The 22,118-nt window shown below is 40.3% G+C and carries 15 protein-coding genes; 14 read left to right on the forward strand and 1 reads right to left on the reverse strand.

The genetic code is table 11. From position 1 onward, the window contains the following. The first annotated feature begins 101 nt into the window (after nucleotides 1–101). The 3 genes from tssB to AACX38_RS17695 all read left to right on the forward strand — a co-directional run bounded on the left by tssB (nucleotide 102) and on the right by AACX38_RS17695 (nucleotide 3,019). Nucleotides 102–566, forward strand: a complete 465-nt coding sequence (tssB, locus tag AACX38_RS17685; RefSeq protein WP_228865084.1) for a type VI secretion system contractile sheath small subunit — start codon at nucleotides 102–104, stop codon at nucleotides 564–566. Nucleotides 567–593: 27 nt separating this feature from the next. Next, nucleotides 594–2,144, forward strand: a complete 1,551-nt coding sequence (tssC, locus tag AACX38_RS17690) for a type VI secretion system contractile sheath large subunit (RefSeq protein ID WP_228865071.1) — start codon at nucleotides 594–596, stop codon at nucleotides 2,142–2,144. A gap of 383 nt (nucleotides 2,145–2,527) precedes the next feature. After that, the gene (locus AACX38_RS17695; protein ID WP_099124064.1) at nucleotides 2,528–3,019 is read left to right on the forward strand and encodes an Hcp family type VI secretion system effector; all 492 of its coding nucleotides are present in this window, start codon (nucleotides 2,528–2,530) and stop codon (nucleotides 3,017–3,019) included. 192 nt (nucleotides 3,020–3,211) lie between these two features. Here the strand turns inward: AACX38_RS17695 and AACX38_RS17700 are convergent, their stop codons facing one another. Beyond that, the gene (locus tag AACX38_RS17700) at nucleotides 3,212–4,093 is read right to left on the reverse strand and encodes a hypothetical protein (protein ID WP_228865072.1); all 882 of its coding nucleotides are present in this window, start codon (nucleotides 4,091–4,093) and stop codon (nucleotides 3,212–3,214) included. Nucleotides 4,094–4,651: 558 nt separating this feature from the next. Between AACX38_RS17700 and tssK the strand changes: the two genes are divergently transcribed. The 11 genes from tssK (at nucleotide 4,652) to AACX38_RS17755 (ending at nucleotide 21,962) form a co-directional block, all read left to right on the forward strand. Next, entirely contained in the window at nucleotides 4,652–5,989 is a 1,338-nt protein-coding gene (gene tssK, locus AACX38_RS17705; RefSeq protein WP_228865073.1) for a type VI secretion system baseplate subunit TssK, read from the forward strand. Continuing rightward, the gene (tssL, locus tag AACX38_RS17710) at nucleotides 5,986–6,663 is read left to right on the forward strand and encodes a type VI secretion system protein TssL, short form (protein ID WP_228865074.1); all 678 of its coding nucleotides are present in this window, start codon (nucleotides 5,986–5,988) and stop codon (nucleotides 6,661–6,663) included. Before tssK ends, tssL begins: the two co-directional genes overlap by 4 nt. A 7-nt stretch (nucleotides 6,664–6,670) precedes the next feature. After that, a complete protein-coding gene (locus AACX38_RS17715; RefSeq protein WP_228865075.1) occupies nucleotides 6,671–8,416 on the forward strand; it encodes an OmpA family protein in 1,746 nt (581 codons plus the stop codon). A gap of 272 nt (nucleotides 8,417–8,688) precedes the next feature. Further along, nucleotides 8,689–11,364: a type VI secretion system ATPase TssH gene (gene tssH / locus AACX38_RS17720; protein ID WP_228865076.1), complete on the forward strand. Its 2,676-nt coding sequence runs from the start codon at nucleotides 8,689–8,691 to the stop codon at nucleotides 11,362–11,364. Continuing rightward, on the forward strand, nucleotides 11,361–13,769 hold the full coding sequence (locus tag AACX38_RS17725) for a type VI secretion system Vgr family protein (RefSeq protein WP_228865077.1): 2,409 nt from the start codon (nucleotides 11,361–11,363) through the stop codon (nucleotides 13,767–13,769). Before tssH ends, AACX38_RS17725 begins: the two co-directional genes overlap by 4 nt. A gap of 11 nt (nucleotides 13,770–13,780) precedes the next feature. Continuing rightward, entirely contained in the window at nucleotides 13,781–14,641 is an 861-nt protein-coding gene (locus AACX38_RS17730) for a DUF4123 domain-containing protein (RefSeq protein ID WP_228865078.1), read from the forward strand. A gap of 67 nt (nucleotides 14,642–14,708) precedes the next feature. Then, the gene (locus AACX38_RS17735; RefSeq protein WP_228865079.1) at nucleotides 14,709–17,447 is read left to right on the forward strand and encodes a T6SS effector BTH_I2691 family protein; all 2,739 of its coding nucleotides are present in this window, start codon (nucleotides 14,709–14,711) and stop codon (nucleotides 17,445–17,447) included. 76 nt (nucleotides 17,448–17,523) lie between these two features. Then, nucleotides 17,524–18,579, forward strand: a complete 1,056-nt coding sequence (locus AACX38_RS17740) for a DUF6708 domain-containing protein (protein WP_228865080.1) — start codon at nucleotides 17,524–17,526, stop codon at nucleotides 18,577–18,579. 95 nt (nucleotides 18,580–18,674) lie between these two features. Next, the gene (locus tag AACX38_RS17745) at nucleotides 18,675–19,712 is read left to right on the forward strand and encodes a DUF6708 domain-containing protein (RefSeq protein WP_228865081.1); all 1,038 of its coding nucleotides are present in this window, start codon (nucleotides 18,675–18,677) and stop codon (nucleotides 19,710–19,712) included. 90 nt (nucleotides 19,713–19,802) lie between these two features. Beyond that, nucleotides 19,803–20,852 carry a DUF6708 domain-containing protein gene (locus AACX38_RS17750; RefSeq protein ID WP_228865082.1) on the forward strand — a complete coding sequence of 350 codons (1,050 nt, stop codon included), beginning with the start codon at nucleotides 19,803–19,805 and terminating at the stop codon, nucleotides 20,850–20,852. A gap of 48 nt (nucleotides 20,853–20,900) precedes the next feature. Further along, on the forward strand, nucleotides 20,901–21,962 hold the full coding sequence (locus AACX38_RS17755; protein WP_228865083.1) for a DUF6708 domain-containing protein: 1,062 nt from the start codon (nucleotides 20,901–20,903) through the stop codon (nucleotides 21,960–21,962). Nucleotides 21,963–22,118 lie beyond the last annotated feature (156 nt).

Consider the following 22,118-nt stretch of genomic DNA (forward strand, 5'->3'; position numbering starts at 1 on the left):
TTCAACTAATTTGTTCATAGCCTGTTCCTCTCCGGAGTGGTTTTCGGCTTTCACCAAAACTTTGCTCCTGGAACAGGCCTCACGTCAATTTTTTATCCAGAATTCGGGTTAATATTAAGCTCGATTTACACACGGGTGGGGCACAAAAGAAAGTGGAGTTGCCCCTGAAATTATTAGTGATGGGTGATTATAGCAATGGCCAAAAACAGCGCCCCCTTTCCGAGCGTGAAAAAATCAATATTAACAAAAACAACTTTAACAGTGTGCTCGCTGACTTTCAGCCCGGCGTTAAATTAACTGTTGAAAACACTCTGGCGGGAGATGGCAGCGAAGAAAATGTTGCTCTGAGCTTCAAGGACATGAAGGATTTCGAGCCTGAACAAGTAGCCCGTCAAATTCCACAGCTGCGCGCTATGTTAGCGATGCGTAATCTGCTACGCGATCTGAAATCCAATCTACTGGATAACGTAGAATTTCGGCGTGAACTGGAAGCGATTTTGAAAGATCCATCTCTGAGCGACGAACTACGCAGTGAACTGGCCGGTCTGGCCCCGAAACATGACTAATTTAACGGATACCTTGACTACAGGATTATGCTGATGTCTGTAAATACTGAAACTATGCAAGGGGCACAAGAGACAGTGCTGGCTCAGGGAACGGTGACGGAAGGAGTCTATGCCGCGCTGTTTGAGAAAATCAATTTGAACCCGGTTTCAACGCTGGGGGATATCAATGTATATCAGGATAATGCGGCTCTGGCAGATGCGACAGCGGATGAGCGCGTGACGGCAGCGATGCAGGTATTTCTGGAGCGTCTGAAGTCTGCGGGTCAGAAAGTAGAACGACTGGATAAAACCTTGCTGGATCACCATATTGCGGAGCTGGATCAGCAAATCAGCCACCAGTTGGATGTGGTAATGCATCATCCGGAATTTCAGAAAGTAGAATCAGCGTGGCGCGGGCTGAAATTTTTGGTGGATCGGACGGATTTTCGCCAGAACGTGAAAATAGAAGTGCTGGACGTGGCGAAAGATGATCTGCGTCAAGACTTTGAAGATAGCCCTGAAATCATTCAAAGCGGACTGTATCACCACACCTATATTCAGGAGTATGACACTCCGGGTGGTGAACCGATAGCAGCGATAATATCCGACTTTGAGTTTAATCGTAGCCCGCAGGATGTGGCTCTGTTACGTAATATTGCCAAAGTGTCTGCTTCGGCGCATATGCCGTTTATTGGCTCAGTAGGGCCGGCCTTCTTTGGCAAGGAAACAATGGAAGAAGTAGCAGCGATAAAGGATATCGGTAACTATTTTGACCGTGCAGAATATCTGAAATGGAAAGCATTCCGGGATTCAGACGACGCACGTTATATCGGGCTGACTATGCCACGAGTATTGGGTCGTCTGCCATATGGGCCGGATACAATTCCAGTACGCAATTTTAACTACGTTGAACAAGTAAAAGGGCCGGATCACGAGAAATATTTGTGGACAAACGCGACATTTGCGTTTGCAGCGAATATGGTGAAAAGCTTTATCAATAACGGTTGGTGTGTACAAATTCGCGGGCCACAGGCGGGCGGCGCGGTGAAAGATCTACCGATCCATTTGTACGATTTAGGTACGGGCAGTCAGGTGAAAATTCCGTCAGAAGTGATGATCCCGGAAACTCGCGAGTTTGAATTTTCTAATCTGGGATTTATTCCGCTGTCGTATTACAAAAACCGCGATTACGCATGTTTCTTCTCTGCGAATTCCAGCCAGAAACCAGCACTGTACGATACGGCGGATGCAACAGCCAACAGTCGCATTAACTCGCGCCTGCCATATATCTTCCTGTTATCACGGATAGCGCATTACCTGAAACTGATCCAGCGTGAAAATATCGGCACGACAAAAGATCGACGCCTGCTGGAGTTGGAGCTGAATAATTGGGTACGTGGGCTGGTAACAGAAATGACTGACCCGAGTGATGACTTGCAGGCATCGCATCCGTTGCGTGATGCGAAAGTCGTAGTAGAAGACATTGACGATAACCCGGGTTTTTTCCGCGTGAAACTGTATGCAGTACCTCACTTCCAGGTTGAGGGAATGGACATTAACTTGTCACTGGTTTCTCAGATGCCGAAAGCCAAAGCGTAATTAAAGATTGTACCCAGTTGATTTCAAGGTGTGGTTAGCAAAGTCACTGTTTGAAAACTGATAGGGATATTACGAAAAATGGATGCTTATCATGGATAGATGAGCGCCTTAATAATTTTAGTCATTGCATTCTTAGGGATGGAACTGGCTGAAATTATTAAAGAGCAGTAGAAACTTTACTGACTTACTTTGCAATACGGGATTACGGTTTTGATGTTGTCCGGTTGCATTTAAAGATATGACATCTGACAGGAGGTTAGTTGTTGTATCAACCTGTTGTATTAAAAATCAATTTGTTATTACAGGCTAGTCCTGTCAGGTAACAAATGAATATCTTCACCGGAACTTTGTGAAGAATTTATTTAAATTATGGAGAAATAAAAATGGCAATTCCTGTCTATCTATGGCTGAAAGATGATGGCGGCGCGGATATTAAAGGCTCTGTTGATGTGCAAAGCCGCGAAGGCAGTATCGAAGTTGTTGCACAGGATCATAACCTGTACATTCCAACGGACAATAATACCGGCAAACTGACAGGTACTCGTATCCACACCCCATTTATTTTTGTTAAAGAAATCGATGCGTCCAGCCCTTATCTGTACAAAGCAGTTACCACTGGTCAGACGCTGAAAACCGCAGAATTCAAATGGTACCGCATTGATGATGCAGGTCAGGAAGTGGAATATTTCAATACTACTCTGGAAAATGTAAAAGTCGTGAAAGTCGCACCGAAGATGCACGATATTAAAGATCCAGCGAAAGAAAAACATAACCATCTGGAAGAAATCGAGTTGCGTTATGAAAAAATCACCTGGACTTATAAAGATGGTAACATCATTCATTCCGACGCATGGAATGAGCGTACTACAGCCTAATTAAATTGTATTTTAGCAGGCGGTAAACCGCCTGTTTTTGCAAATTTAATAATCTATTAATGAATGTGTGACCTGTATTTAATATCTGCATTAATACCTTCTTGTATTGTATATTTAGGACTGTAATGCATTTACCAAAATGGAGTAAAATTTAAAAAAATCTTAATTTCATACCTTTATTTTTCATTCCTGTCATTTATTTTTCAAATATATAGAAATGATATTTGAAAAATAATCCCCCCGTGTTATAGGACAATATACTTTATCATCTTCTTCACTATTAAAAGCAAATTTGCGCATTTTTTTATCACCCATTGCTGTCCATGGAATTAATTTTTCCAAAATTTCAATATCTCTATCGCTTATATGATCTTTAACATTGGAATAATGATTATGAGCTTTAGATATTATTTCTCCTAGGTATCTTAAGGTATGATTGATAGGATTTTTTATCGTATTATCTTGAATTATCTCGATGGTTTTTTCCTTAGCTATTTCTTGACAATATTCAATAATATTGTCAACAGGAGTGGGTTTCTTTTGTTTAATATATTTAGATACAATCTCTTTACAAAGATTATAACATGTCATTATGGTGAGCGGCTGGTGTACAAGACCACCAGAAATTATCTTCATTGCCATAGCAACAACATAAGATGAAATTGTTTCAGAATTATTAGCTACCATATTGCCAGAAAACGCCACAGCCATAGTTGTATAATAAAATATATCATTGTAAGATTTTTCTTGAGTCACCTTTAACGAATTTAAACAATTTCTTAACATTTGTTGTGTGGTTATTGTGTGATTATTATTCAATTCAAGTACGTAATTATGGTAAGTAGCTATCCTTATTATTTTTTCTAAACTTTCTTTTTTGTTTGATGCTAGACCGTTATCCATCATGAAATGGTTTAATTCACTTATACTTAATAAATACATATTTTCCATGTCTAAAGAAGTCGGCTTATCTTGGAGGGGGAGGAACACATAATCTGCACCGACAGAATCGGTAGAATGATATTGACTACTAGAATTAGAAAGAGTTGGTGAGCTAGGTCTACTATTAATCATGATTGCCTCCAGATAATGACTATTTAATATTACAGGAAAAATAATCGCTACTGTCTTTCAGATTTATTTAATCGAGTCTTTAACTCACTATGTCAGTGTCAATAAAAATCCGTTGGATATGTAATTAAAACTAGCATCTATCCTGAAGGCTGCTAAAAAAATCTCCAAAAAATAATTTTACGTGAGGAATGGTTTACATTTTATCAATAGGAAAGAATGCAATGATATTTATAATTAATTCTATTGATTAAAAATGTTAATAATATGCTTTAATTTTAGTGGTTATGATAGCCTTTTTATTCTGAGTTTCTGGGCGAAAAATAATTTAACTTTATCAGATGGATTGACTAAATATCGTTAGGGAGGAACATCATTTTCTATTGATTTTGGATAGGTTGTTTATTGTTGCATTGTTATATAGCACCACAGCAGCCATTTTTAAATATCTCATTGATAATATCACTTAATTAACTACTTTATATTGTTTTAAGTGTAATAAGTTCTGCAAGTGCAAATGAGTAATTTTCCATATACAAATGATTGTAAGCGGGAACGAATATGAAAATTTACCGCCCATTATGGAGTGATGGTGCCTTTTTAGCTCCACAACAATTCCAGCAGCAGGCTCGTTGGGAATCGTATCTGACGGATACTGTTGCACAATTAGCCATCGCTAACCCCTGGGGCGTATTGGAAGCAGAATTTGATGAAGGCGCATTGGCGATTTCTCGCTTGAATGCAATCAAATTGATCGTTCGTTTTCCAGATGGTTCCGTCATTGATACCGCTATTGCTGATAATCTTCCTCCTGCGGTTGATCTCTCTTCTATTAAAGGAAAAGAAAGCGTTGATATCGTACTTGCCTTGCCTTTATTGCAGGCCAATGGCGGTAATCTGGCTCAGGATGGGCACAATGATCGGCCACGTCGTTACCAGCAGGAATGGGTACCTGTACAAGATTTAATTGGTAACGAAATGACGGATATTGCGATTGAACGTTATGCCATCACTTTGCGTTATTCCCATGAGGAAAATGGGGCTTATCTGGTTTGTCCGGTAGCTCGCCTTATTCGTAATTCTCAAGGGCAGTGGACATTTGACCGTCATTTTATTCCACCCATGTTAGCGTGCTCAGCCAGCCAAAGACTTATGGGATCACTGACAGACCTGATGCATCGCCTGAAAGCAAAACGTCGTCGTCTTATGAGTATTCGTCGGGAAAGTAATGAACGGATGGCTGATTTTGCCGTGGCGGATGTTTCACTGTTTTGGCTGCTGAATGCGCTGAATAGTGCTGAACCCGTGTTAGCTGAACTCTTAGCAAGCCCGACTCGTCATCCAGAGTTACTTTATCGTGAACTGGTTCGTCTGGCGGGTAGTTTGTTGACTTTTTCACTCGAGCATCAACCTGAAGATATTCCTGCCTATCAGCATCTTTCTCCGGGAACTGTTTTCCCACCTTTGTTTGCTTTGCTAAATGAACTGTTAGAGGCGAGTCTGCCTTCCCGGGTTATTCCGATTGAATTGGCGAAAAATGGTCAATTTTGGAAAGGTGATCTCAATGATAGCCGTCTGCGTGAAGAGGCTGATTTTTATCTGTCAGTACGTTCTTCTCTGTCAGCTCACCTGTTACAAACTCAATTTCCATTGTTATGTAAGGTGGGTAGCCCGGATGAGGTCGCAAATGTGGTTAACGTGGCCTTGAACGGAGTACCACTTAAGGCGCTTTCTCACGTTCCGGCAGCGATCCCGATGCGGCTTGAAAATCAATACTTCGCGTTAGAGCTCAATAATATTTCCGCGAAATCCATGCTGGATTCAGGGCATTGTGCTTTTTACGTACCCGGAACTTTGGGTGATGTTCAACTTGAATTATTTGCTGTGCTGCGCTCATGACTAACTTTATACAACCAGATAAAAATCAGGACATAGCTGTCACTATCGATACTTTGTTTGCTGATACTTGGCTTATGGTATGCCAACTGCGTAATGGGGTATCGATTGAAAACGGTAAGGCACTTTATCGCCGAGCCTGTGAACAGGTAGATAAAACACGCGAATCTCTGGAGCAGGCCGGTTTTTCCAAATCAGCGGTTGAGCATATGTCGTATGCGCAATGTGCGTTATTGGATGAAAGCGTAATGAATCGTGGTGTGCAGGATGAAGGGTACACACAGTGGCTACAATCACCGCTTCAGACCAAATATTTCAATACGCTGGAAGCAGGGGACAAACTTTGGGATCGCATTCGTACGGTATTACATGAGCCAGCCCCGGATCCGGCTGTTTTGATTTGTTTTCACCGTGTAGTGACCCTGGGATTCAGCGGTAAATATCAAACGCCCGAAAATGATCATAGGGAAGATGTTTTGACTGCCTTAACGCGTCAAGTCCCGCCTTACGCACTCGTTGCTTCTCAACCGCGAGTTGTCCAGCCAGCCCGCTATTTCAGCCGTCGTCGGATGTATTGGATAGGCTGGCTCACAGGTGTGATCGCGTTAGGGACATTATGGTGGGGACTCTCAGCATCATTACAGCAACTCGCTCATCAATTGTTTAACCAAGGATAACCCCTCGATGAGAATCTTGTTCAAACAAGGGCTGTGTCTGTTGGCGGTCTTACTGATTTTCTGGCTCATCTGGGGTTTTTGGTCATTAGGAACCGGTATATGCCTGCTTTTATCGTTAATGACATTAGCTGTAGCGGGCTGTTTAATCTTCCGTTGGCGTCATCAGGCGAAACAGTATCAGGAACAGAGTAGCGATTTTAATCACCTTTCTTTACCTGCTGAGGATTTTCGCGGTTCACTGGTGCTGGTATGCGGCTATTCTCAGGCGCTGTTCAGTCAGGGCTCTACTCATCGAGAAGGATTGCAGGGATGGTATCTTGCGACGTCAGAACCAAAATCATTTATTCATACAGTGCAACATATTGCAGAAAACTCTCCAGCGCTTTTAGCCAACCTTTCCGTTATGTTTTGTATTATTCCTGAGCAGTTAAATAATCAGGATAAATTACAGCAATCCGTATTGGAATGGCGGCGAGCACTGGATGAAAGCAGGGAGTTGATTGGTCATCTGCCGCCATTTTGGTTATGTGGTTATCTTAACCCGTTAGTCACATCAGATGCAGTGTTATCTCAGGCAGAAGCAACATGGTTTACCTTACATGACACCACGGCAGGATTGCAGGTAAGAAGTACAAGCCAAACAACTCAGCCCTTGTCAGTTTGGTCGGTTCCTAAGCAGGGTGAATATCTGACGCATTGTTCTCAAATGGTTTGGTTGGACCAGTTTGTACAATGGCTGAATACACAATTTTTACCTTTGTTGGAATTACCTCAAACGGGGACACCCGTTTTGGCACCTTGTGCAATGGCACTTAATTTTTCGTCATTACAGGTAGTAGCTGACAATCTCTGGTTACAACAATTAAAAAATACAACGACCTTAACAGTGCCTAAGGTTGCAGATATTGCGACTCAGTTACCTTTTCCGGATGTACTTTTGACGCAATTACCCCGAAATAGCCGCCTGACGAATATGGAAATTTATACCGGTGTTGCGGGAGCAATGACTGGTGTTTTCTTACTTCTGGCTTTATTAGCAAGTTATGGTAATAACCGGAATCTATTGACGCAGATACAGGGTGATCTGGTGTTATTTGAACGTTTGGTGGAAGAACCCTCTGAACCGAAGACTCAGGTCTGGAATCAACTGAAAGAAGATGCAACTTTATTATCTGACTGGCATCGCAGAGGAGAACCTCTTTCTCATTCGCTTGGTTTGTATCAGGGACAAAAAGTATTCCTGATTGTACAAGCTGCAATTGCCAGCTGGGCACCACCCACACCGCCAGAGCCTGTCGAATCAATACCACCACCGGTTATGCCTAAGGCTCAGACCGTCAGTTTGGATAGCTTAGCCTTATTCGGTGTAGGTAAATCCACCCTGAAATCAAATGCCACCAAAGTATTGGTAAATGCACTTGTACAAATTAAGGGCAAACCTGATCAGAAAATTGTGATCTCGGGTTATACCGATAACACCGGCAATCCTAAATTTAATCAACAACTTTCCCTTAAACGTGCTGAAGCTGTACGTGACTGGATGCTACAAAATAGTGATATTCCGGCTGTATGTTTTGCGGTGCAGGGGCATGGAGCAGACCAGCCTGTTACATCCAATGAAACAGAAGCTGGCCGTGCAGCGAACCGCCGTGTCGAAATCAGTCTGGTGCCGCAGGAGAATACCTGTCAGGCAGTAGTAACAGTACCTTCACCGGAAGCGAATAAAGGATCTGTTCATATTATGGAGAAATAATTTCGGGGGCATCTTCAGCAGGCGGGAAACCGCCTGTTTTTTTACTTTTATCATCACACTTTTATCAGAACACAGTTTCTCTTAGCGGCTATTTTGCCAATCCTCTGTTTTTGCAAAATTTCAGACGCGGAGGTTTGGCAAAGGGAGCAACAATCAATCTTAGTCACCCTATGGGCCTCGGTTAACGGTTATGGCGGTAGCGTGCCGGAATATCGGGAAGCGCATTCGACAAGCCCAATAAGCGTGACAAGTAAGCCAAGGAGAAAAGAACTATGGAAAATTCATCTGCAATGTTATTGCGCCGGTTAAACCCATACTGCGCACAGGCACTGGAAGCCGCAGCCTCCCTGTGCCAGACACGGGCACATGCTGAAATCACCGTCGAGCACTGGTTGCTCAAAATTCTTGAGCGGGGTGAAAGTGATATCACAGTGCTGGCTCGCCGTTATGAGTGGGATATGGGGGCGTTGTGGCAGTCTCTGTTAGATCATATCGATGCTTATCCCCGAACTGTTCACAGCCGTCCCCAACTTTCTTCCCCATTATTAACTTTGATAAAAAATGCCTGGTTATCTGCTTCACTGGAAGAAGGAGAAGGGCATATCCGTAGCATCCATTTACTTTTTGCTCTGCTGGAAACGCCTTCATTAGTGAGTTGCGAAGGTGCATGGCCTTTGCTGACAGTAGGAACTTCTCAGTTACAACGCCTGCGCCCAGTGCTGGATGCCCAGTCTGAAGAGCGCCCGGAAGTACAGCAACAAGCAATGCTAGGACATGATAACACGACATTCTCTCCGGATTCCCCATCCACGTCTCCCGCGAGAACCACTCCGCTGACCGACAAACCGTTATCCGATGCACTACTGGCTGTACTGGATAAATTCACCTTAGATGTCACTGAGAAAGCTAAAGCCGGCAATATTGACCCCGTTTTTGGTCGTGATGATGAAATCCGTCAGATGATCGACATTCTATCCCGCCGTCGTAAAAATAACCCGATACTGGTGGGGGAGCCGGGAGTCGGTAAAACAGCGCTGGTGGAAGGATTAGCCTTGCGCATTACCGAGGGTAATGTTCCTGAAAGCCTGAAAACGGTCAGCCTGCGTACACTGGATTTAGGATTATTACAGGCAGGAGCGGGAGTAAAAGGGGAATTTGAACAACGGCTGAAAAATATCATTGATGCTGTTCAACAATCCCCGACGCCAATTCTGCTGTTTATCGATGAAGCTCATACCATTATCGGTGCAGGCAATCAGGCCGGTGGGGCGGATGCTGCCAACCTGCTGAAACCAGCCTTAGCTCGTGGTGAACTACGCACTATCGCAGCAACCACATGGTCGGAATATAAACAGTACTTTGAGCGGGATGCCGCACTGGAACGTCGATTCCAGATTGTCAAAGTAGATGAACCGGATGATGAAAAAGCCAGCCTGATGCTGCGAGGCCTGAAACCTCGTTATGCCAAATATCATGGAGTGCATATTACCGATGATGCAGTGAAAGCCGCAGTGACTTTATCCCGCCGCTACCTGACGGGTCGCCAGTTACCGGATAAAGCCGTTGATCTGCTGGATACCGCTAGTGCGAGGGTCAGAATGAGCCTCGATACCCAGCCAGATGAACTGGTACGGTTACGCTCATCGCTGGCAGCACTGGATTTAGAAGCGGAATCCTTGCAGGAAGATCATTCTGTTGGTAATGCGGTGGAAGTCAGTCGCCTGATTGATATCACCCAACAACGAGAAACACTGGAAAACCAACTTCAATTGACTGAAGCACAATACCAGAAAGAAAAAGTGCTGACGGAACAGTTACTGGATTGTCGTCAGTCAGGGAGTAACGCTGGAGAAAATGCCCAACTGCAACAACAACTGGCAGAAATTCAGAACGGAGCACCGTTACTGGGGCTGGATGTAGATGTGCGCACGGTCGCTACTGTTATCGCTGACTGGACGGGCGTTCCACTATCCAGCCTGATGAAAGATGAACAGGCCGATCTATTGTCACTGGAACAGCATCTGGAAAAACGGGTTGTTGGCCAATCAGCTGCCTTGGAAAGTATGGCTCAACGCTTACGGGCTGCGAAAACCGGGCTGGCATCCGAAAACGGGCCGTTGGGTGTATTTTTGCTGGTGGGGCCGAGTGGAATTGGCAAAACCGAGACAGCACTGGCGCTGGCAGACAGTCTGTTCGGTGGCGAAAAATCGCTGATAACGATTAACCTATCGGAATATCAGGAACCGCATACAGTCAGCCAGCTCAAAGGCTCACCACCGGGTTATGTGGGTTATGGTCAGGGAGGAATTCTGACCGAGGCGGTACGCAAACGACCTTACAGCGTAGTTTTGTTGGATGAAGTAGAAAAAGCGCATCGTGATGTGATGAACCTGTTCTATCAAGTGTTTGATCGTGGTTTTATGCGTGACGGAGAAGGTCGGGAAATTGATTTTCGCAACACCGTTATCGTCATGACTTCTAATCTCGGTAGTGATCATTTGATGCAGTTACTGGATGAACAGCCAGAAGCGACGGATAGCACACTGCATGAATTGTTGCGGCCGATACTGCGTGATCACTTCCAGCCAGCATTATTGGCGCGTTTTCAAACTGTAATTTACCGTCCGCTGGGAGCACAAGCGCTGCGCACCATCGTGGAGATGAAACTGGCACAGGTAGCAAAACGTCTGAAACTGCATTACCGACTGGACTGTGTAGTAGAAGAATCTCTGTATAACACACTGGTGGAAGCCTGTCTGCTACCAGATACAGGCGCACGTAATATCGATAGCTTGCTGAACCAGCAAATTCTGCCGGTACTGAGCCAACAACTGCTGATGCGTCAGGCTACTCAACAGGCAGCTAATACATTAACGCTGGGTTATGACGAGGAAGGTATCACGCTGACGTTTGATAAAGAGATCTTATCAGGGGAGGATAGGTCATGAATTTATTAGATACTGCTAAAAAAGCAGGAACAGTGTTGGCAAATACCCTGAACCGCTACACTCTGGGAATTCAGGGCTGTGATGCTGTACTGGATGTAGAGGATTTTACCGGACGTGAAGCCATGAGCGATACCTATCGCTACCGCATTGCCTTTACTAGCTCAGAGCAGGATATTCAGCCACAACAGATGTTACGCCGCAGTGCTACATTCACCCTGCGAACACTCGGAGAATCTGTCTTTGGTATCAACACACCACCACAGACACAGCGTGTAGTGCATGGTGTAGTAACGGACTTCAAACGGTTGGGAGGCTCCCGTGATGAAGCCCAGTACCAGATTATTCTGGAGCCGAAATTTGCTCTGCTACGCAATCAAAAACGTTCTTACCGTTTCTTCCTGAATAAATCCGTACCGGAAATCGTCGAAGAAATTTTACGGGAACACAATTTCAAGGGATGGGAATTTGAATTTAACCTGAAAAACACCTACCCGAAACGGGAGCAAATCAATCAGGTCAACGAAAGTGATCGGGAGTTTATCGAACGTTTGCTATCGGAGCTGGGAATTTTCTATACCTTCCGTTTACAACCGGATACACAAACGGAAGTCATGCATTTTGGTGATAAACAGCGATGTTATGAATACGGGAAAACACTACCGTTGAATAGCCCGTCAGGGATGAATGATAACAGAGAGGCTTCCATTTGGGGGCTGACCCAGCGTCATCAGGTAGTTGAACATTCTGTTCAGACCAAAGATTATAACTTTCGTACCGCACAGCATATTCTGAACTCGGCACAGGCTGATATGACCCGTGGCGATGGTGAAGAAATCACCTATGGTGATGTCACTTACTATAAACTGCGCCACCTGACGACAGGGGATAAACTTTCACCTGAACCAGAAACCGCTAACTTTTGGGCACAGCTTGACCACGAGCGTTTTCTGGCACGTCAGACCCTGCTGTACGGGCAGAGCACGGATCCGACTTTGATGGCGGGACAAGTTCTGGAAATTGAAGACAGAACCTTGCCATCTACCTTGCCAGCCGCGTTCCAATCCAAAATCTTAATGACTCAACTGCGTTTCACTGGCAGCCGGGCAGAAGCGTTACTAGTTAAAATCACAGCAGTACCGTACACCGAGGGCCTGTGCTGGCGTCCGTCATTAAAACCGCGTCCAGTTATCAGTGGTACATTGACCGCTCGCGTAACTAGCCCCATAGCCAATGATCCCTATGCACACCAGAATCTGGATGGATTGTACTGGGTTAAATTCGATGCAGACAGTGATCAGAAAAAGAAAGGTTATGAAAGCATGCCAGTGCGGCTGGCGAAACCTTATGGCGGTGATACATACGGCTTTCACTTTCCTCTGATTCAGGGCACGGAAGTGGCTATAGCTTTCCATGAAGGTGATCCTGATCGGCCTTACATTGCTCATGCGCTACATGACTCCTACCACCCGGATCACATTACCGCCCGTAATCGCACACGCAACGTCATTCGTACCCCGACTAATAACAAACTGCGCATGGAAGACCGCCGTGGGCAAGAGCATATCAAACTGAGCACGGAATATGGCGGTAAAAGCCAGCTTAATCTGGGGCATCTTGTTGATTCAAATGAAAAGAAACGCGGTGAAGGCTTTGAACTACGTACCGATAGCTGGGGCGCAATTCGGGCAGGGAGAGGGTTGTTTATCAGTGCCGACGAACAGGAATGCGCATTTGGTGAACAACTGGATCTAACCCAGATAAAACAGCAGCTAGCTGATGCTCTCGATATGGCTGAGTCATTGTCCAATATTATGCGAACGGCGCAAATAGAGCCATTAGATACCAGCAATCAGGAGCGATTTTTGGAAGGTTATGTTGATGGCATCAACGAACCGGTGATTGCAGCAAGTGCGCCGGGGGGAATTGCATTATCAACACCGAACCATATCCAACACAGTGCCAACAATAACATTGTGATGACATCGGGCAGAAATACCGAAATTTCTGCCCTGAAACGCATTGCAATAGCAGCCAAAAAAGCGGTTTCTATTCTGGCCCATGAATTAGGTATGAAATTAGTCGCAGTGGCAGGAAAACTTCAGATTCAGGCTCAGACTGATGCGCTGGAAATCACAGCCAAGAAAAATATTAGTATCACGAGTACCGATGATGAAATCATTATTTCAGCCAAAAAGAAAATCACATTTGAGTGCGGTGGCTCTTATATCACGATTGATCCGACCAAGATAGAAAGTGGCACAGAAGGCGATTTCAAAGTACAGAGTGCAAACTTCGACTACGCAGGGCCAGCAACAATCAGCGTGCCACATCCTAACTTTACCGCCTGTGAAACCCTGTCATCAGAAGCAGCAGGCCGTGGTGATGCAACTGTTCCCTTAAGCTAAGGTATTACGCTATGTACGCAACATATCTACCAGAACCCCTTCCTCTGGAAAATCACCGATATGCCCTAATTGACAGGGCATTATTTCCTGAACTTGATGATGAATTGCCGGTTATCGAAGTTGTTTCTCCATTATTAGCTCCGCAGGCAGAATTATATCCATGGCTAATTTCTATGCATGAACTGTCATCAACGCAATGGGTAAATCTATTTTCTGCTATCAATAAATCGATAGAGGAACAGAGACAACCTATGGTTTCCTTATTTTTTGACAGCGAATTACCACCGGAAGAAATGAAAAAGCGGCTGGTGCATGGGTTATATATTCAGGATAAATCTAGAAAAGGATTTATCCTGCGTTATTACGACCCCAGAGTTTTATTTAATTTATCATGGATATGGGATATCAATACTTTCCGTCACCAATTATCAGTTGACGCTATTAAGAATTGGACATTTTATTTGGCCGGTAAGTGGCATACGCTTTCATTCTCGCAGAAAGAAATTTATCAAATTGTACCTGCGAACATTCAGATTAGCCGAATTCATAGAATTGGTATGATTAATCAGGTGCTGGCAAAAATGCCACCAATTTCTGATGTTAAAGAACGTAAAAAAATCAGCATGGAGATTGAAGGATTATTCCAGGTGGCGACTGAGAGATTTAAATTAACACATAGGAATGACTTGGTTGCATTTGCACTTTATGGCGTCACGGTGAGTTTATCGTTTTATGAACATAAATATTTTAAAGCATTATTGATAGTTAGTGCTGAATATGAAGAATATTTTTCCAGAGTAATGTTGAATGTTAGTGATCCAAAGCTGGCGAAAGTAAAAGATGAACTATTGAAATTTAATGAAGATCATTGATGTTATATCTTACGGTATAGATATTATTAATATTAAATCAATTATATTGAATAAGGAAATATGAGTTATGGATACAGAATTAGGTTGTGGGTTTTGTCAGCGTAACGGATTACCTGTATTTTTGGCTAGGCCTGCAATTATGGATAAATCTGATGGATTACCGAGATTGCATCCGAGCTACCATGCAAGTATGCCAGTAGGAGAAGCAGGAGCAGCGATGTATACAGCCCGTATATTACGAGAAGGTTTTTTGTACGTCTATTATGAAAAATCAAACCAATGGGAAAGTTATACGATTGATTCTAAAGGGCACTATTATCTTCATCCTGACACAGGTGGCTCACCGCAGTGCTTAAATTCGGATAGAAAAACAGTTTGTATGGATAACCCGAGTAAAGTAGCCAGAGCCTCTTTTATTACTGTGTACATTATGCCAAGGCAGGAAAATGGTGTTGTTTGGTTTGCATGGTCGGATGCACCCTGGTCAGAGGAAATTAAAAAGCAGCACGAAAATAAAGAACATCGAATTAAAAATATGCAGAATTTTGATGTGGATGCATGGTTAAGAAATGATTTAAATAACATTAAAAATGCAACTTTTTTGAGTGAAATAAAAAGTACCATAGCCGAATTTAATAAAAATTACAATAAAATTTATCATCGAGAAAACATTAGAATTCCAAAAATATTTGATGCAAAGAAATTATTTAAAGATATAAAAGTAAATTATTCAGATTTCAATGCAGAGATTGAAGAAAAGGCAGATAATATTATTAATGAAGCTAACCAGATATTTGATAACAAAGGAGCTATAATTTTTTTATCAGATCCGGTTGGAATTCTTAAAGAAATTTCATTACTTTGTAACTATCTTATTAAAGATAAATTCCCAAGTGATCCAAAGCACGCTAGGGGATTGGCATTATCATCAATGTTATCGGGACTAAAGCAAAATATTTGCAATCAAAAAAGAGCAGACATAGAAGAGGTTAATGTTTCATATGAGCAAAATATTTTAAAATCAAATGACAATCAATGGTTACAAGAGAGGGGAATGAAGCATAATTTTAAGATAAGGAGTAATGCTGAAATTGAAGAGTCAGTTAAGAAAAAGAGAGAGGAGAACATCAAGTCGTTGGATGAAAAAGTCGATAAATTTTGGAGTGAAACCTATGAAAAATATATAGACAGAGATAAAGAAAATGCATTTTTGGAAAAGTATAACAATGATTTATTTGTCTATATGGAGGAGATTATCTCCCCGATGATTGATATGCATTTAGATTGGTTGGAAAGCGATGAGTTAAAAGAAAGATTTATGCTTAACTATAATCATAATGATAATGTTTGTTCTTTGATGTATGTCCAAGCAGTGACTGATTGCATAAATGGAATGACAGATAAAAAAGAAATTACAGACTTTCTTTTTGATAAGCTACAACAAGAGAAAATTAATATTGATAATTATATACTGAGGGCTTTGGTGGGGAATAATAACACGTTGATCCAGCAGATAAATGTTGAAGTAAGTTTTGCAACGGATTATGCAAGCTTACCATGGAATAAAATATTTGATGGTATTTCTGATAGTATAGGTCAGCTTGGTCCTCTGATGGCGAAAATAGAGGTCTATGTTTCTACAATGGTAAGTGTATTTCTTCATTTAGTAAATAAGTTTATTGATCATTCTCCAAAGCCTGTGCTAGCTGTTTTAATAGTTAAAGATGGACATAAAATAGAAAAAATCCTATTTGAAGGTACAGAGAGGGAATTAAACAAAGCAATGACAAAAAGGATAGCAGAAATCACTAGTATGGGTGATAAGGAATCCATGAGAAAAATGGAACGTTATGCTAGTAGAAGAATGAAAGAACTGGGAATTGTAGATAGTAAAATGGATAAAAAAATAACACGAGAATTTAATGTCCTGATAGATATATCCCAAGCTGAAAAAATCGATAATTTACCCCTTCCTCGTGATGCTAAAATAAGAGAGAGTGCTCTAGTAATAACCACAGGAGATGAATTAAGAAAACGAGTTTTTGATGGGAAACCATACAAAAAATTTAATGATGCTGTTATTGGTGTAGAAAGAGCTCTTACAAATGAAAGGAGTGGTATTGTAGCAAGTTATAATAATGAACGTGTTCAAAAAAAATTAAATGACACTCAATTTCGGGGAGTCACATCATCATTTATTTTTCAGGCATATGCATTAACTACAACATTTGAAGGCCGATCAAAAAGCTTCGAAAATAAAACCAAATATTATGCAAACGCTATTGGTGCTATAGGAACATTGGCAGATGGTCTTGAGACTATTTTGCAAAAATGGGGTAATCATCGGTATGTAGCAAATTTACCTCTCAATTTAGGAACTGCTACGAGTTTAAAAGCATACACAAAGGCTTTTGGTTGGATTAGTCGAGGCTGCGCTTTTGCAGCAGTAGTTGGTGCTGTGTGGGATATTTATCATGGTATCGACGAGATTATCAATAGGGATATTAGTGATAGAAAATTAGCTACAGCATATTTAGTATCAGGAGTGACTAGCTTGGTACTTGTGGGGGTGGCTATCAAATGGCAGTTATTATTAACATTATTGGGGCCGATGGGTATAATCATATGCACTTTAGCGTTTTTTGGTTCTGCTATCTATATCCTTACACAAGATAAAGATAAAATACAAAAATGGCTGTTGGCATGTCAGTGGAGAAAAATTCCTGAGGGAGAAACTGGTGTTCCTCATATGTGGGCAGACGGCTTGCAAGAAGCAAAGGCATATGAATCAGAGGTGCTGAGGTAATAGAAGTAAAAAATAAATTAGTAGAAAAAAATGTAATTATTTCAGATGTAATGAAATGGACTAGGAGTGATATCACATGTCAATGTATAAAGGGTTATTTACCCCCTATGACTTTAATCGGTCGTTAACTGAACAGGAAATGGCCCACCAACTTCATCAATGGAGTCCTCACCCTGAATTTCCTCTTGTTAATGATAATAATACGGTGATTAAAATGAATTCAACGTATATGGAAGTTGTTGACAGGTACTATGGCCCTAAAGGATTTCCTAGCTTAATGATGGGAATTCCTGCTATGGTTCTAATTGGTGGGTTTATTTTAATTTGTGCTATCGCTTTTAATCGTTCTATCTTATCTGATACATATCATTGGAATTTCAATGATATTTTATGGGGAGGGATATTTTCGGCTATATTTATTTTTGGTATATGGTTTTGTTTAAGTATTACTTTAAAAGAATGGTTCAGAAAAACCCATTACCCTATTCGATTTAATCGAAAAACAAAAATGGTCCATGTTTATCAGATTGATGGGACTATTTTATCCGCACCATGGAGCAAGATATTTTTTACATGTTATGATGGTGTCAGTAAAACAAGTGATATGAGAGGCTGGGGAATTGATGGCCATATTCTGGCGGAAGATAATATTACAGTGTTAAAAACATTCAGCTTACCTTATTATAGCCATTGGGAAGATCTTTCAGCTTATTGGGAATTTGTACGTTGTTATATGGAAGAAGATGTATTGGATGATCTTGCTAAAACCATTTATATGTGCCCTCCGGTTTCGAACAGAAAGGAAGGTTATATCTTTGGTCTTCAATATCAATTTCGTTATTCCTCTAAGATAGAATATATCAGATTATTAGGGCTTCCATTCACATTAATGGAGAATTTTTCCCGTTATATCTCTATGCTAACCAGTAAAATTCCACAATGGCCAGAGGAAGTTGAAAATTCCTGTGAAATTAACCCTGATGATCCGATTGATGTAAGTTATAAAACTCGTAATTCTAACTTATGGAGATATACCTTTGCCTGTATGACTGAGGAAGATTATAAACAAAAAATGGAAGCTGTAGAACGTATAAGAAAAAAATTAGCAATACGTTATAAAGAAAATTATTAATCATATATTTTAGCATGTATTTAATCCGTTTTCTGTATTGAATACATGTCTAATTGGTACATAGTAATGTCAATGAATTTTTTAGTAAAAGCATCATGTCGCATTTAACAGGATTATTTACCCCCTATTCACCACCCAATCGTTCGCTTACTGAACAAGAAAAAAGAGAGCGCTTATACCAAGGTCAACTGCATCCTGATAATCCATTGATTAATGACAATGATACCGTTATCAAAATGAATTCAACCTATCTGGAAACAGTTGATAAGCATTACTCTGTTAAAGGTTTCCCAAGTTTGATAAGTTTTGGTATTGCTGTTACTTTGCTATGCATTATGGGTTTTGGTAGCTATAGAGTTATTGAAGCTCATCATTTAAGAAATGAACCGCTAGGTTATTCTTTGTTGGTTATTAATAGCATTATTGGTCTTATCATATTTGTCAGTTTAAAAATCACTTTGAAAGAATGGTTTATAAAAACTCATTATCCCATTCGGTTTAACCGGAAAAATAAAATGGTATATATTTTTCAGGTAGATGGTACGGTTTTATCTGTACCTTGGGATAGTGTTTTTTTTACAATTACAGGAGGAAATAAATGGGGAATTGTTGGGCATATTTTAGCTGATGATAATGAGAGAATTTTAAAAACATTCAATTTGGCTATTTTTGAACCTAAATCGAATCTTCCTGGTTATTGGGAGTTTATTCGTTGTTATATGGAAGAGGATGTATTAAAACAGATACAAAAAACTATTTTTTTGTGTCCTCCAATCTCAGAGAGAAAAGAAGGTTATATATTTGGTCTTCAATATCTCACTCGTGTAGATACTAAATATGACTGGATTTTTCGATTGCCATTTTTCTTGTACAGCATGTTGGAAGCATTTTCTCGCTATATTGCCATGCAAACCAGTAAAATCCCACAGTGGCCGGAAGAGGTTGAAAGAGAATGTCAGATTGATTTTGATGATCCGATAGATGTGAGTTATAAAAATAATATTCCCTATGTATGGCGGTACGTACTGGCAGGTTTAAAAAAGAAAGATCATCTTCAATTTTATAAACAGAGAGGTTTGGCAGTTAGACGTATCAGAAGAAAAGTTACAAGACATCATAAAGCAAAAGAATAATAAGGTTCGGCATGTATTTAATGGTTTTTGTATTGAGTACATGTCTAATTGATACATAATAATACCAATGAATTTTTTTAGTAAAATTATATGTCACATTTAACAGGGTTATATACTCCTTATTCAGTTAACCGTCCGTTAACTCAACAAGAAAAAATAGATCAGTTTCATCAAGGTAAACCACATTGTGAAAGTGAATTTATCAGAGATGGAGATACTGTCATTAAAATGAACTCAACCTATCTGGAAACAGTTGATAGATATTATGTGGATAAAGGCAATGCAAGCTTAGTTACCTTTGTCATTTTTATAGCTATCTTTGGATTATTTTTGTATGGATATGTGATTTTTTTTGAACGCTATTTTTTAGAGGAAGAAATTCCTCAAAGATATGATTTTATTATTGTTACCGCAATGTTTTCTCCAGTATTATATTTTTGTCTTAAATTAACACTAAAAGAATGGTTCAAAAAGACGCACTATCCTATTCGTTTTAATAGAAAAAATAAGATGATATATGTCTACCAAGTTAGCGGTAATGTATTATCTATCTCTTGGAATAAAGTGTTTTTTACTTATGCTAAAGGAAAGGGTGCATTTCCAGAGTGGGGTATTGATGGGCATATATTGGCAGAGGATAAGAAAACTGTATTACAAACATTTAGCTTAGGTTATTACGGTAGCAGACGTGAACTATCAGGTTATTGGGAGTTTATCCGCTGTTATATGGAGGAAGATGTTGTAAAAGAATTAGCTGAAACTATTATTATGTGTCCTCCGATAGCAGATCGAAAAGAAGGCTACAAATTTGGACTACTGTATAGTTTTCGCTTGTGTTCAAGATTCGATTGGATCCGCTTTATTGTATTACCGATGATCCTATTGGAGTCAGTATCTCGCTATATTGCTATGCGAACAAGCAAAATTCCACAATGGACAAATGAAGTTGAGAAGGCTTGTCTGATTTCTCCCAATGATAATGTTGATGTTAGTTATAAAAATAATATCCCAGATTTATGGCGGTATACATTCGCTAACCAAAAGCTAGATAGCTATATTAAACTGTATAGAAAGAAGAAAAGAGCCGCAAGACGTATAGATAAGATAGTTTCTAAACGTACTGAAACTCAGGGGAAATAGTTTAAAAAATATCTACTTTGATGCTCATGGCAAATTAGGATTTACATTATGTCAATTTACAAGGGGTTATTTACCCCTTATTTACTTAATCGCAAGCTGACTGAACAAGAAAAAAGAGATAGGCTTTGTCAAGGCCAGCCACATCCTGACAACCCACTGGTTACTAATGATGATACAGTGATTAAAATGAATTCAACGTATCTGGAAACTGTTGATAGATATTATACATTCAAAGGTTTTCCTAGCCTTATATCATTTTTGATGACTATTGTTTTTCTTATAGGTCTAATTTGTTTTTCCATTACTTCTTTTTTAAGGCATGTTCTACGTGATGAACCGTTAGAATCTGGTGATTCTTATCTTATAGTGTTTTGTATTATCTTTTTATTTTTTACTGTGTGTGCCACTTCGAGTGTTTTTTTAAAAGAGTGGTTTAGAAAAACCCATTATCCTATACGATTTAATCGAAAAACACAGATGGTATATGTTTATCAAGTGAATGGGACTGTTTTAGTAGCACCTTGGAGTGATATTTTTTTTACGCTTTATGAAGGAAAAGGGATAGGACTGGGATGGGGAATTGATGGTCATATTCTTGCAGATGATAAAGAAACTGTATTGCAGACATTCAGTTTAGGAATTTACGATAGCAAAGTTAATATTCCGGGTTATTGGGAATTTATTCGCTGCTATATGGAAGAAGATGTACTAGATGAACTTCCTAAAACTATTTTTTTATGCCATCCAATTTCGGAAAAAAAAGAAAGCTATATTTATGGCCTTCAGTACATTCTTCGCGTTGATACTAAATGGGATTGGTTCTATAAATTACTACTTGTTCCATACTATCTGTTGGAATCATTCTCTCGGTATATTGCAATGCAAACCAGTAAAATACCTCAGTGGCCAGAAGAGGTTGAGGAAAAATGTGAGGTTGCAGTTGATGATCCAGTTAATGTGAGCTATAAAAATAATATTCCATATGTATGGCGATATTTTTTAGCTAATTTGAAAATGAAAGATCATTTAAAGTATCATAAACAGCAAATGATAGCGGTAAACCGTATAAAAAGACGAGTAACTAAGCGACATAAAATACAAAACACATAGTTGTATATAGGTATGCATTTGATAATATTTTAATTATTTAATGCATATCCTATTTTTCATATGAGATATTTTTTACTAGAAAAACATAAATCTTGACAGAATTATATGCGTATTAAAGAAATCATAAAAGGAAAATATGGTGGTAAATTATAAAAG

It is taken from the genome of Xenorhabdus sp. PB30.3, from assembly GCF_963895965.1.
Classification (GTDB): Bacteria; Pseudomonadota; Gammaproteobacteria; order Enterobacterales; family Enterobacteriaceae; genus Xenorhabdus; species Xenorhabdus stockiae.

What these genes read in the sequence shown, in the direction of transcription:
- AACX38_RS17745 (WP_228865081.1), top strand. Translation starts at nt 18,675, where the DNA reads ATGTCGCATTTAACAGGATTATTTACCCCCTATTCACCACCCAATCGT.
- AACX38_RS17755 (WP_228865083.1), top strand. Translation starts at nt 20,901, where the DNA reads ATGTCAATTTACAAGGGGTTATTTACCCCTTATTTACTTAATCGCAAG.
- AACX38_RS17715 (WP_228865075.1), top strand. Translation starts at nt 6,671, where the DNA reads ATGAGAATCTTGTTCAAACAAGGGCTGTGTCTGTTGGCGGTCTTACTG.
- AACX38_RS17695 (WP_099124064.1), top strand. Translation starts at nt 2,528, where the DNA reads ATGGCAATTCCTGTCTATCTATGGCTGAAAGATGATGGCGGCGCGGAT.
- AACX38_RS17740 (WP_228865080.1), top strand. Translation starts at nt 17,524, where the DNA reads ATGTCAATGTATAAAGGGTTATTTACCCCCTATGACTTTAATCGGTCG.
- tssK (WP_228865073.1), top strand. Translation starts at nt 4,652, where the DNA reads ATGAAAATTTACCGCCCATTATGGAGTGATGGTGCCTTTTTAGCTCCA.
- AACX38_RS17735 (WP_228865079.1), top strand. Translation starts at nt 14,709, where the DNA reads ATGGATACAGAATTAGGTTGTGGGTTTTGTCAGCGTAACGGATTACCT.
- tssC (WP_228865071.1), top strand. Translation starts at nt 594, where the DNA reads ATGCTGATGTCTGTAAATACTGAAACTATGCAAGGGGCACAAGAGACA.
- AACX38_RS17700 (WP_228865072.1), bottom strand. Translation starts at nt 4,093, where the DNA reads ATGATTAATAGTAGACCTAGCTCACCAACTCTTTCTAATTCTAGTAGT.
- AACX38_RS17730 (WP_228865078.1), top strand. Translation starts at nt 13,781, where the DNA reads ATGTACGCAACATATCTACCAGAACCCCTTCCTCTGGAAAATCACCGA.
- tssH (WP_228865076.1), top strand. Translation starts at nt 8,689, where the DNA reads ATGGAAAATTCATCTGCAATGTTATTGCGCCGGTTAAACCCATACTGC.
- tssL (WP_228865074.1), top strand. Translation starts at nt 5,986, where the DNA reads ATGACTAACTTTATACAACCAGATAAAAATCAGGACATAGCTGTCACT.
- AACX38_RS17750 (WP_228865082.1), top strand. Translation starts at nt 19,803, where the DNA reads ATGTCACATTTAACAGGGTTATATACTCCTTATTCAGTTAACCGTCCG.
- AACX38_RS17725 (WP_228865077.1), top strand. Translation starts at nt 11,361, where the DNA reads ATGAATTTATTAGATACTGCTAAAAAAGCAGGAACAGTGTTGGCAAAT.